Source organism: Pseudonocardia yunnanensis (assembly GCF_039534065.1).
Classification (GTDB): Bacteria; Actinomycetota; Actinomycetes; order Mycobacteriales; family Pseudonocardiaceae; genus Pseudonocardia; species Pseudonocardia yunnanensis.
Genome location: NZ_BAAAUS010000019.1, coordinates 169,731 through 181,853 on the forward strand (window position 1 = coordinate 169,731; position 12,123 = coordinate 181,853).

General features: G+C 66.6%; 11 protein-coding genes. 10 read left to right on the forward strand and 1 reads right to left on the reverse strand.

The features are described 5' to 3' along the window. Positions 1-415: 415 nt before the first annotated feature. From ABD743_RS18740 to ABD743_RS18785, 10 genes are all read left to right on the forward strand, one after another. Positions 416-2,089 (forward strand): extracellular solute-binding protein, encoded by a 1,674-nt coding sequence (locus ABD743_RS18740; protein ID WP_344723387.1) that lies wholly within the window; start codon positions 416-418, stop codon positions 2,087-2,089. A gap of 78 nt (positions 2,090-2,167) precedes the next feature. Then, positions 2,168-3,322 carry a thiolase family protein gene (locus ABD743_RS18745; protein ID WP_344723388.1) on the forward strand — a complete coding sequence of 385 codons (1,155 nt, stop codon included), beginning with the start codon at positions 2,168-2,170 and terminating at the stop codon, positions 3,320-3,322. A gap of 13 nt (positions 3,323-3,335) precedes the next feature. Next, positions 3,336-3,746: a Zn-ribbon domain-containing OB-fold protein gene (locus tag ABD743_RS18750; protein WP_344723389.1), complete on the forward strand. Its 411-nt coding sequence runs from the start codon at positions 3,336-3,338 to the stop codon at positions 3,744-3,746. Positions 3,747-3,750: 4 nt separating this feature from the next. After that, on the forward strand, positions 3,751-4,584 hold the full coding sequence (locus ABD743_RS18755; protein WP_344723390.1) for an enoyl-CoA hydratase/isomerase family protein: 834 nt from the start codon (positions 3,751-3,753) through the stop codon (positions 4,582-4,584). Continuing rightward, a complete protein-coding gene (locus ABD743_RS18760) occupies positions 4,577-6,901 on the forward strand; it encodes a CaiB/BaiF CoA-transferase family protein (RefSeq protein ID WP_344723391.1) in 2,325 nt (774 codons plus the stop codon). The genes ABD743_RS18755 and ABD743_RS18760 overlap by 8 nt, the downstream gene beginning before the upstream one ends. An 84-nt stretch (positions 6,902-6,985) precedes the next feature. Then, positions 6,986-7,945: an ABC transporter permease gene (locus ABD743_RS18765; protein ID WP_344723392.1), complete on the forward strand. Its 960-nt coding sequence runs from the start codon at positions 6,986-6,988 to the stop codon at positions 7,943-7,945. Further along, complete coding sequence (locus ABD743_RS18770; protein WP_344723393.1) at positions 7,942-8,883, forward strand: carbohydrate ABC transporter permease; 942 nt, start codon at positions 7,942-7,944, stop codon at positions 8,881-8,883. Before ABD743_RS18765 ends, ABD743_RS18770 begins: the two co-directional genes overlap by 4 nt. A gap of 22 nt (positions 8,884-8,905) precedes the next feature. Beyond that, positions 8,906-9,793 carry an LLM class flavin-dependent oxidoreductase gene (locus ABD743_RS18775; protein WP_344723394.1) on the forward strand — a complete coding sequence of 296 codons (888 nt, stop codon included), beginning with the start codon at positions 8,906-8,908 and terminating at the stop codon, positions 9,791-9,793. A gap of 125 nt (positions 9,794-9,918) precedes the next feature. After that, positions 9,919-10,599: a GntR family transcriptional regulator gene (locus ABD743_RS18780; RefSeq protein WP_344723395.1), complete on the forward strand. Its 681-nt coding sequence runs from the start codon at positions 9,919-9,921 to the stop codon at positions 10,597-10,599. A 179-nt stretch (positions 10,600-10,778) separates the two neighbouring features. Further along, a complete protein-coding gene (locus ABD743_RS18785) occupies positions 10,779-11,204 on the forward strand; it encodes a hypothetical protein (RefSeq protein ID WP_344723396.1) in 426 nt (141 codons plus the stop codon). Positions 11,205-11,215: 11 nt separating this feature from the next. Here the strand turns inward: ABD743_RS18785 and ABD743_RS18790 are convergent, their stop codons facing one another. Beyond that, a complete protein-coding gene (locus tag ABD743_RS18790) occupies positions 11,216-11,884 on the reverse strand; it encodes a TetR/AcrR family transcriptional regulator (RefSeq protein ID WP_344723398.1) in 669 nt (222 codons plus the stop codon). Positions 11,885-12,123 lie beyond the last annotated feature (239 nt).

A 12,123-nucleotide genomic window follows, 5' to 3' on the forward strand; every position in this document is an offset into this window, starting at 1 on the left:
GGTAATTGCGAGCGGCACGCCTCTGCTATGCGACTTCCGTGCCGTGGAAGCGCGGGCTGCCTTCGCTCATGCCGTCCGACCTGCGGAGAAGCGGTGCGCCGACCACATGCGACGCCCGTCGCGCCGCCTAGGTCATCCGTCGCGGAAGCCCGATCGCCCGACAGCTCGGCAGACCGCGGCAACCCGCGCTCGTCCCCCATGGGCCAGCAGCGGAGACGGTCTTCCCAGGGATCGCTTGACAGCGCCGATGTCCACGGTGGAACATCAAATCTCGTACTACGTCATACGTACTACCGTCTGATGACTGCTCTTCGGCCCGGCCGACGCCATGCGCAATGGCCGATATTGGCGTGCCCTGAAAAGGAGCGCGCCTTTCGCGTCCACGGGAGATCTCTGAGGGTTGGAGGATTCGTCAATGCCGATACACAACGGGGTGGATCGACGATCGTTTCTGCGGGCCGGTCTGACGGGCGCCGCGATGCTGGGGGCGGCTGGGCTCCTGTCGGCATGTGGTGGTGGTGGGTCGGCGCCTGGCGGGGCTTCCCAGGGCAGGGCCGTCACACCGACGTACGTTCCGTATGCGAACAAGCCGCCGGCCGACCTGCCGGGCAACGACTTCGGCCTGGCCGACACCTACCTGAAGTATCCGAGCAACCCCATGAAGCTCACCGAGGGTGTGCCCGGTGACGGCAGTGACGTGAGCGCGATGGTCCTCACCTACGACCCGATCGTGCCTGGCGTCGAGAACAACCGTTACTGGCAGGAGGTGAATCAGCGGCTCGGCGTGAACCTGAAGATGCAGCAGGTTCCGGCCGGGGACTACGGTTCGAAGCTCCCCACCGTGCTGGCCGGCAACGACATCCCCGACTTCGTCCAGTTCCAGACCTACCCGCCGTCCTTTCCGGACCTTCTGAAGGCGAAGTTTCAGGATCTGGCGCCGTTCCTGGCCGGCGACAAGGTGAAAGACTATCCCTTCCTTGCGAACATTCCAGGGTATTTCTGGGATACCTCGGTGATGTACAACGGCGGGATATATGGGATCCCTATCCCGGCGTACAAGATGGTGAACTACCTCTTCACGCGCGACGACATCATCGAGGGCAAGGGTCTCAGTGCGACATTCGGGACGTTTGACGAGTTCCTGGACCTCGTCAAGGCGGTCAACGACCCGAGGAACAGCCAGTGGGCGCTCACACACGTGGTGGAGCCCACTGCCAAGGCTCCGGCTGGAACCTTCGCCTACGTGCTCCAGTGCATGGGCGTCGGGAACGTGTGGTCGGAGAACAACGGAACGTTCACGAGCTATCACGCGGATGAGCGGACGAAGGAAGCGATCAGTGTATGTGCCGGCCTGGTCAAGGACGGCTACGTGCATCCCGAGGCGTTCAGCGGTGCCACGGTCGATTTCGTGACGAACATGGCGATCGGGCGTGCAGTGATGGGGATCCCCGGCGGCCTCACATCGCTGCCGCGGTTCTTCAACCTGAGCATCAGCGACAAGATGAGGATCGGTGGGGCCAAGCCGGTGCCGTACGCGGCGGACACGGACGCCCGCGCCTGGCAGCGGACGCCTGCCTTCAGCATCACAGCTATCAAGCAGAGTGAACCCGAGCGCATCAAGACACTGCTCGAGATTGCCAACTACCTGGCCACGCCGTTCGGCTCGGAAGAGTACAGGTTCATCAACTTCGGTTCCGAGGGCACGCACTGGAACTCCGACGGTGCGGGCGGTGACCCGGTGATCACGCCGCTCGGCAAGGCGGAGTTCACCGGGTTCGGGCTTCCCTACATCGCGTGTCCGCCGCGTGTGTTGTACACACCCGGAATCGCCGATTCGGTCAGGAAGCAGTACGAGATCGAGAAGTCGATGATGGAGACCTCGGTGGCCAACGCCAGCCTTGGCCTCTACTCGGAGACCGAGGGGCGGAAGTGGGCCACCCTCGAACGGGCGATCGGCGATGCCCAGGCAGAGATCATGAAGGGTAACCAGCCCCTGTCGACCTGGGACGACGCGGTCCGGACGTGGAAGGCGCAGGGCGGCGACCGGATCGCACAGGAGTACCAAGAGGTATTCGCGGCGTCGAGGTAGGCGGGTACGGCAAAGCGTTGACACGACGAAAGGAATGGCTGTGGTTCTAGTGGGATGTCTGCCGGACGAGGACGCCGAATGAGCGGTGCGGTCGGTTCGCGTGAGATTGCGGTCGTGGGCGTCGGTCAGACAAACCATCGGGAGCTGTTTCTGGAGAAAGGTGTGCAGCGGGACGCGCACGCTCTCGGCGCCGAGGCACTACGGCTCGCTCTCGACGACGCCGGGATGGCGAAGGAGGAGCTCGACGGTCTCCTGGTCTCGCGGGTCGGCTACAACCGGATGGCCGACGTGCTCGGGATCCATCATCCCCGCTTCGTGCAGGAGCTCGAGGGCTCCGGTCGGATGAGCGGTGTCGCCCTCCAGAATGCCGTGGCATTGATCTCGAGCGGGGCGGCCGAGGTCGTGGCGTGCGTGTACGGGAACAACGGGCGTTCCGCACAGATGAAGTACGGCGGCGAGGGAGCCGGAGAAGGCGCGGGCCCCACGGCGGGCTACGACGCGATGTACGGAATGACGTCGCCGGGCGCGTACGTCTCCATGATGTACCAGCGGTACCGCCACCTGTACGGGGCGCCCGAAGACGCCCTCGCCCCGCTGGCCATCAACAACCGGCGCAATGCCACCCGCAACCCCCTGGCCGTCTTCCAGGAAGAGATCACCCACGAGCAGTACATGGGATCCCGGTTCATTGCCGAACCGATGCGGTTGTTCGACTACTGCATCATCAACGACGGCGGCGTCGCATTCATCGTGACCACGATGGAACGTGCCAGGGCACTGGCCAAGCCGCCGGTGCGGGTGGCCGCGACGGCCGGGATGGCGGAGCTGACGAACTTTTACACGAGCACGGACTTCTTCTTCGACGCCTGCACGGACGTCGCGGGGCGGGTGTACCAGCAGTCCGGGCTGCGTCCGGAGGATATGAAAGCGCTGGAGGTGTACGACAACTTCCTGCCGACGATTCTGTTCACCTTGGAGGGGTTCGGGCATGCCGATCGGGGGACGGCGTGGGAATGGGTGCGTGAACACGATATCGGGTTCGACGGGGATCGGCCGATGAACACGTCCGGCGGGCATACGGCCGAGAGCTACATGCAGGGCTGGGCGCTGCATGTCGAGGCGGTCAAACAGGTCCGAGGCGAAGCGGGTGAACGGCAGGTTGCGGGCTGCGATGCCGTGCAGTACATGTGCGCATCCCCCATCGTCACCTCACACGTGTTCACCGCGGCCTGAGGAAGGGACATCTGTGGACATCGATGCGTTCGAGCGGCTCCTACCGGCTGTGACGCCTGCCAACCGCCCTTACTGGGAAGGCCTGGCGGCGGGGGAGCTGCGCGTGCAGTTCTGCGAAGACGACGGCACGGCGTGGTTTCCGGAGTCGCCGGTATGCCCCCGTTGTTTGTCGCCGAAGTACACGTGGAAAGCGGCCAGTGGCCGGGGCACGTTGTGGTCCTGGATCCGGATGCACCAGAACTACTTCGCAGCGTTCGACGACGAACGGCCGTACGTGATCGCTTTCATCAGGCTGGAGGAGGGGCCGTTCTTCATCGGCACGGTCACCGACCCTGTGGAGCGGCTCACCATCGACGCCGATGTCGAGCTCGATTTCAACCAGGTGGGCAGCCGCACCGTGGCGACGTTCAGACTGGCGAAGTGACGCCGTGACCATCTCGAATCCTCCTCAGGACGTTGTCGATGTGCCGTTGGTTCTGCTCGAGTTCCTGAGCGACGGCGTCGCCCGCATCACGCTCAACCGTCCCGAGAAGCGGAACGCCATGAGCCGTCAGGCGCGCAAGGAGCTGATCGAGGCTCTGGACCGGTGTCGCGGCGCGGCCCGTGTGATCGTGTTGACGGGAGCCGGGCCGGCGTTCTGTGCCGGGGTCGATCTGAAGGAGGTCGATGCGGCCGGACCGGCGCAGAATGCGCTGGACGGGGACCACCCCTGGATCGCGGTGCAGGAGACTATCCGCCGGCACCCGGCGATCGTGATCGCGGCGGTGAACGGGTTCGCTCTCGGCGGCGGCGTGACGTTGATCAACAGTGCGGATCTGGCGCTGGCCTCGGCCAGTGCGGAGATCGGGATGCCGGAGATCGGGTTCGGCTTGTACCCGGGACTCGCCGGCCCCTCGACACAGCTGCGGCTGGGCCCGAAGCGGGCGGCGTGGATGGTGCTCACCGGCAGGCGGATCAGCGGTCGCACCGCACAGGAGTGGGGTCTGGTGAACCTGGCTGTGGACCCGGCCGAGCTGCAGGACGAAGCGCTGGCGCTGGCTGTCGACATCGCGCAGCACGACGCGGTCACGCTCACATGGTGCAAGAAGGCGCTCTGGGAAGTGCCGATGCATATCACCGACTGGACCGCCGCCCTCGAGTACGGGGAGAACGTCGGAACTCAGATCCGCTCCCGTACGAGCGCCGTGGGAGACGGGTTGAGTGCCTTCGCCCAAGGCCGGCGTAACCCCGGGCAAGGCGCCGGCGGTGGCAGACATGGGTGAGCCGGCCCGGGTCCTGAGGGTGGTCGAGCTGGCCCAGGGCGTGGCCGGACCGGTGGCAGGGCGACTCTTCGCCGGCCTCGGACACGAAGTCGTGAAATGCGAGCCACCCACCGGGGACTACCTGCGAGGCACCCGTGACACGTCCGGTTCCGGCCCGGACGTCATGGCGTTCGGGTTCGCGGCCCTCAATGCGGGGAAGCAGAGCGTCGCTATCGACCTCGACACCGCCGAGGGCCGGCACAGCGCGATGGCGCTGATCGCGACCGCCGACGTGGTCATCAGCGACCTCCACGCTGACCAGGCGGCCGCTCTGTCCTTGATGGGCGAGGCCAGGCGGGAGCGCTGGCCGGAGCTGGTGACGATGTCGGTGACAGGGTTCGGGCTCGACAACCCCTGGTCGGTCCACCGTCCTGACAGCATGCTCGCCGAGTCGTTCGGTGGCTTGGCCGTCATGATCGGTGAGCCGAATCGGCGTCCGCTGAGCCTCGGTGGAGAGCAGGCAGCGTACGCGGCCGGGTTCGTCGGGTTCTTCGGCGCAATGCTCGCGCTCGAACGCGTGCGGCAGGGTCACAGCGGCGACGTCGCCGACGTCGCCCTCTCGGACGTCGCCGCTTACATCGACTGGAAGAGTGATATCGCGCATGCGGTCACCGGCGTGACCCCGCGCCGGGGCGGCGTTCGGCGCGGCCGGTGGCGGATGGTCCCGGCACTCGACGGCTGGGCGGGCGTCATCTACCAGCCCGACCAGTGGGAATCCATGATCGAACTGGTCGGTGACCCGCGACTGGCTGATCCCCGCTTCGCCGACGAGCCTTCCCGCGACGAGTCGGTGGAGGAGTGGTGGCCGGTGATCGAGGAATGGGCGGCTGTCCGGACGCGCGATCAGATCTACAAGGAGGCGCAAGGGCTCGGCCTGGCCTTCGGCATCAGCACCGACATGGCCGACCTCACCGCGTCGGCGCACTACCGCGCCCGTGGCTTCATCCCGGAACCGCAGCCCGGTATCCCGTCTCCGACGTTGGGGAAGTTCTTCACGTCCGCAGAGCTGCCGTGGAGGACGGGGGACGTGCCCGCACTGGGCCAGCACACGGCCCAGCTGCTCGGTACTCGGGCGACGCCGCATACGCAGGCCGCCAGCCGAGCAGCGGCTGACGCCGCTGACCCGACGGCCGGGCCGCTGGACGGCATGGTCGTCCTGGACCTCGGCACGATCACGGCCGGCGCCGCCACGGGACGACTGCTGGCTGATTACGGCGCCACTGTCATCAAGGTCGAGGCCAAGGAACGGCCCGACCCGTTCCGCAAGTGGGTCATTGCGGGTACGCCGGCCGAGAAGCTGCCGCAGGAGGGCGACACAGTCTCGCCGGTGTTCGAGTCGAACAATGCCGGCAAGCTCGGCGTGACACTCGACCTGAAGTCAGACGAGGGCAGGGAGGAGTTCCGCCGTCTTGTCGCCGGCGCCGACGTAGTCATCGAGAACTTCCGCGTCGGAGTGACGAAGCGCCTCGGCGTGGACTACGCGTCTCTGCGGAAAGTCAATCCCGACTTGATCTATCTTTCGCTGTCCAGCCAGGGACAGGACGGCCCCGAGGCGCTGTCGCGCTCCTACGGATCGACGCTCGACATGCTGTCGGGGCTCGCCTCCCTCACCGGGTACGAAGACGGCCCACCCACATGGTCATCGGTGGACGTGAACTACCCGGACCAGCTCGTATCCCTCTTCGGTGCCGCCCTCGTGGCCTACTGCTGGAACCGCCGTGTGTCCACCTACGTGGACGTCGCGCAGCGCGAGACCGTCTCCTGGACCTTGTCCGACCAGATCGAGGCATTCCTGGCGACGGGCCGGATCGCCGGACCCACCGGCAACCGGCGCCCGGGCGCCGCTCCACACGACGTGTACCCGTGCTCGGGTGTCGACCGGTGGGTGGCCATCGCCTGCTTCACCGACGAACAGCGCGCGGCCCTCGCGGCCGTCGTCGGGCTGGATCGGATCGGTGCCGACTGGAGGGGGAACGGCGATGATGCCCGGCGCATTGACCAGGCCATCGCCGCGTGGACAGGCGCGCGGTCGCGCGACGAATGCGTGCGCATCCTGGGCGCGATAACTGTCCCGTGCGTCCCGGTGCTGAACGCCGAAGATCGCGCGCGGGACACGCATTTCATCCGACATCGGGTGTTCCTCGACGGTCCGGTGCGCCGTAAGGGATTTCCGCTCGTCTTCGAAGGCCACCTGCCACCTGCCCCGAGACCCGCGCCGCAGGTGGGGGAGCACACGGATCTGGTCCTCGGTGAGGGGAGCCCGATCCGGCGCTCGTGACTTCCGCCGGCACTGCCGGCCGCCGGTCGCCACGAGGTCCCGGCGTTGCAGAAATTGGGTGAGGCGCTCGACAAAGGAGTTGGCGTGACAGCTGCAGGTCATCCGACGGTAAGATCGTCGAGATTCACCGAGAGGGTTGTCCACCGGATCCGCCGAGATCGGATCCTGCTGGTGCTGGCCGTTCCCGGAATTTTGATCATCCTGTTGTTTCGTTACGTTCCGCTGCTCGGGAACGTGATCGCATTTCAGGACTTCCAACCCTTCCTCGGCATCTCCGAAAGCTCGTGGGTGGGGTTCGACAACTTCCGCATCCTCGCCGACCCGCTCTTTCTGAACGCCCTGACGAACACGCTGATCATCACGTTGATCCAAGTCGTTCTGGTCTTCCCGGCGCCGATCATCGTGGCGCTGCTGCTCAACAGCATGCTGGGCGAGCGATGGAAGCGGCTGGTCCAGTCGATCCTCTACATGCCGCACTTCCTGTCCTGGGTGATGGTCGTGGCCATCACCCAGCAGTTGCTCGGCGGAACCGGAATCATCAACAACGCGTTGCGGGGGGCGAACCTCGCCACGATGAACATCATCGGGAACGAGGACTGGTTCTTCGCCCTCATCACTTCGCAGGTGATCTGGAAGGACACCGGGTGGGCTACCATCCTCTTTCTTGCTGCACTTTCCCGGATTGACGTCGGGCTGTATGAGGCAGCTAGTGTGGATGGCGCGAGCCGATGGCGGCAATTGTGGCACATCACACTGCCGGGCCTGCGCTCCATCATCATCCTGCTCCTCATCCTTCGATTGGGTGAGGCTTTGAACGTCGGGTTCGAGCAGATCCTGTTGCAACAACCTGCGGTGGGAATCCGGGCCAGCGAAGTACTCGACACCTACGTCTACAACAACGGGATCATCGGCGGCAACTGGGGCGCCGCGGCCGCCGTCGGGCTCCTGAAAGGCATCGTCGGCGTCGTTCTCGTGCTCGGCGCCAACAAGGTCGCTCACATGTTCGGTGAACCCGGCCTCTACGATTCCAGGAGCTCCCGATGACCACGACCATCGCTCGGCCGAGCACCACGACAGCTCCTCCGCCGCGCCGGAAGCGGCGGCCTGTGCTCGTGGGCGGGATGCCGCCGCCGTCCATGGCCGCAAGAGTGCTGAAGGGGATCGTGCTGACGATCCTGTGTGCCTTCGTCGTGATCCCGTTCGTCAGTGTCGTGTCGACGAGCCTCGCGGACCAGGCGCAGGTGAGCCAGGCCGGGGGATTCGTGCTGTTCCCGGACAACCCGAGCCTGCGAGCGTATGAGTCCCTCTTCGAGGGCGGCGTCGTGACCAGGGCGTTCGTCGTGAGCCTGGTGATCACAGTGGTGGGCACGCTCATCAGCCTGGCCTGCACGGCGACGCTGGCGTACGCGCTGAGCAGGCCGGAGAGCTTCGGGCACCGGCCGCTGCTGCTGACGGTGCTCGCCACCTTGCTCTTCGCCCCAGGGATCATCCCCAACTACCTGGTGATCCAGCAGGTCGGGCTGCTTGACTCGTACTGGTCCCTGATCCTTCCAGTGGCGGTGAACGGGTTCAACGTGATCGTCATGCGTGCGTTCTTCATGGGGCTGCCGAGGGAGCTCATGGAGGCGGCCCGCATCGATGGTGCGGGGGAGATCGCCACCTTGCGGCTGATCGTGATGCCGCTCTCGAAAGCGGTCTTCGCCGTCATCGGCCTCTTCTACGCGGTCAGCTACTGGAACGCGTTCTTCAATGCTTTGCTGTACCTCAATGATGCGACGATGTGGCCGCTGCAACTGGTGGTGCGTTCGTACGTCATCCAGAACGCGACGTTGAGCGACCCTCTGGCCACCACCGCGCCGCCGCCTACCGAGTCGATTCAGATGGCGATCCTGGTGCTCTCCATCGTCCCGATCCTGCTCGTCTACCCGTTCCTTCAGCGACACTTCGCGAAGGGCGTGTTGACGGGCGCCGTCAAGAGCTGACTGTCCACGGAAGGACGGCAAGTTGCGCATAGGCATCGATATTCCCCCGAACGACGCGAACGGGAAACTCCTCGACGCGAAGGAGCTGATGACACGGGCAAAGATGATCGAGGACGCCGGGCTGGACGGAATCTGGCACGGCGATGCGTCGTACTACCGCGGCCAGTACACCGAGGTGGACCCGTTCCAGTGGTCGGTCCTGTGTGCGGCCGCGACCGAGAGCATCGAGGTCGGCCTGACGGTGCTGCAGGTACCGCTGCGCGAGCCCGTTGATCTCGCCCAGCGCCTCCTCACGACCCATGCGCTGACGAATGGGCGGTTCACCGCGGGCGTCGGGGCCGGCTCGACCTTCCGCGGTGCGTTCCAGGCGGTGCACGTGCCCTACGACGACCGGTTCACGATCTTCCATTCACACATGGACAAGATCCGCCGGCTGCTCGACGGCGAGGAAGTCGACGACGCTGTCCTGCCGCCGTTCCCCGGCACGCAGGGCGGCCCGCGCTTCGTGCTCGGTGCGTGGAGCAGCCCGGTCTCCCTCAGGCGGGCTGCGCGCGACTACGACGGCTGGATGAGCTCGTCGGGGCTCACCAACATCACGATCATGGGGGAGGGCATTCGGCGCTACCGGGACTTGGGTGGCCGGCGCGCGATGACGACCACGTGCCGCGTCGACCTGCGCGCCCCGAACCGCAAGCTGGACGAGGACGGTCCGTTCACCCTCATCTGCGGCCCGGAAGAAGCGGCGGAGCGGCTCAACCGCCTCGCCGAATTGGGCTTCGACGACGTCTGCCTGCGATTCGTCGACGAGCGGGAGACGGGTGGGCGGCGGACGGCACAGTTCACCGCGGACGACCTGGCCACGATTCGCTCGCTGTTGCCGAAGGACCCTCGCAGCGCGGTTGCGGCTTAGCGGTTCCGAAGGGCGAGCGGCCCGCTTACGTGAGTCTCGTTGGCGAAAGCGCCGCTCGTCCCCCGGCCGCCTTCGGCGCTGACGGTAGGATCTGGACGGTCATACAGACCCTCGGAGGGAGTGGCGTGTCCGCGTCGGACCTTGGTATGCGGATCGAGCGCCCGGAGCAGTTGCTCCGGGACCGGGTCGTCGACGTCGTACGCGAAGCGATCCTGCGGGGCAGCCTCGCTCCTGGGAGGCGGCTCACCGAGCGGGAGCTGGGCGAGCTCACCGGTGTGAGCCGCACATCGCTTCGCGAGGCACTGCGTCATCTGCAGGCCGAAGGGCTCGTGGAGAGCTCGGAGAGCCGCGGGCTGAGGGTCGCAGTACTCACCCCCGAGGTGGTCGGCCACCTCTACGACGTCCGTGCCGCGCTGGAGCCGGCTGCCGTTGAGCTCTTCGTCCGTTGCGCCACCGCCGAGCAGGTCGCTGCGCTGGCCGCAACCCGCCGGCTCGACGAGCCGGAGCCGGAGGTGGAGCTCCAGGCCACTCGCGAGTTCTACCGGATCCTCCTGGAGGGCACGGCCAACCCGATCCTGCAGCAGATGGCGGGGTCGATCGACGCCCGGATCCACGCGCTGCGGCGAGTGTCGCTGCGGGCACCTGGCCGGCAGTTGAAGAGCCGCCGCGAGATCGACGACATCCTTGCCGCGATCAAGAGCGGCGACGCGGCCCGAGCCGTCGAGCTGGCCCGTCTGCACGTCCTCGCGGCGAAGGAGGCTGCGCTTGTGGCGGTGCGGAGCCTGGAGAGGACCGAAGCGTCCTGATGCCGGACGCAGAGAACATCGGTGCAGCTGCACCGGAGTGACTGCTACGGCCGTCGATTGGGCCGCAGGTGATCACGATGTCGGAAGATCGAGTGATTCGGCGCGGATAGCCGCAGTGTTTCGACAGCCAGTACGGTTTCTCCTCCAGGACGCCCGGAAAGCCTGCTCCGAAGCGATCGGTGGTCACCGTGGTCGGCATCGTGCTTCTCGCCCTGTTCGTCGCCGCAGTGGTCGTCGGACTGATGGCAGGCGGGGGAGACGCTGCGGACCGCTTCGATATCTGGACGGCTCGGACCGCCCTCGGACTGGCGCTCCTCGGTGAGGTCGGGGTGGCCGTTCTCGTGACGAGCCTCGGTCCGGACGACCTCTCGGTGCTGCTGGCGTTCGCGGCGGTGCCGCTGCTGCTCACCGCCGTGCCGTTCGCACTGCGCGCGCCGACGCTCGTGTCGCGGGTGGTCACGGTGGTGTGCGCCCTGCTTCTCGCTGTGTATGTCGGGATCACGGGGCTGTCGATCGGGCTGTTCTTCGCACCGGCCGCCCTCGCCCTCGTCCAGCTCGCCGCTCTGCGGGCACGGCGCAGGCCGATCGACGTGTCGCCTGAGTAGAAGTACGACGTTCAGTCCACCGGATTCGATGTTCGGCGGCGATGGTCGGCCGCCTGGAGTGCCGGAACGAGAGGTGCGAGCGCCGCCCGAAGAATGTCCGCGAGCGATCCTTGGGGAACGACGAGGAGCTGCGCGCCGCCCCGTTCCTGCGTCTCCTGCCGTGGGCGCAGCCAGCGCTCGGCTGCCACCCGGGTGGCAGCCGACACCGCTGCCCCGAGCACTGCCGGCGCCAGGTCGTCACCGCCGCTGGTCCGCGCCGCGATCGCCGATGTGAGTGGCTGCTCGATCCCGGCGACCAGGGCGAGGAACTCGGCACGCACCCGCGGTGCGGATGTGATCAGAGCGAGCAGGTCCTCGCCGGGCTCGCCGTCCGCGACGTACTGCTCGACCACGGTCTCGACGACGGCTTCGGCCAAGGGCTCGCCGGCCGGCCGGGCCTTCAGGGCTGCACCGATCCGCAGGGCGCGCTCCGCCTCGATCGCGGCGACGATCGCCTGCTCTCTGCTCGAGAAGTAGTTGTTGTAGGTGCGCGGTGACACGCCCGCGGCCTCGGCGATGTCCTCGACCCGCACGTTCTCCGCGCCGTGCTCCAGCGCGAGGCGCAACGCGGCCGCGCTGAGGGCCTCGCGGGTGGCGACCTTCTTGCGCTCGCGCAGCCCACCGCTGTCGTTCGGGTTCATGCCGGGAGCATAGCCCGGTCATGCGTGCACGCAATTTTGCGTGCACGCAGTTTTGTGTACTCTCCTGCTGGCACTCCCGACACGAGAGTGCCAGTCCGGTGAGAGGCGCCGGTGGGACCGAGGTCCAGCCGTCGCGGGCTCCGGTGCCGATCACCCACCATCCTGAGAGGACGGTCGCCATGGCGAAGATGATCGCTTTCGACGAGGAGGCGCGCCGCGGGCTCGAGCGCGGCATGAAC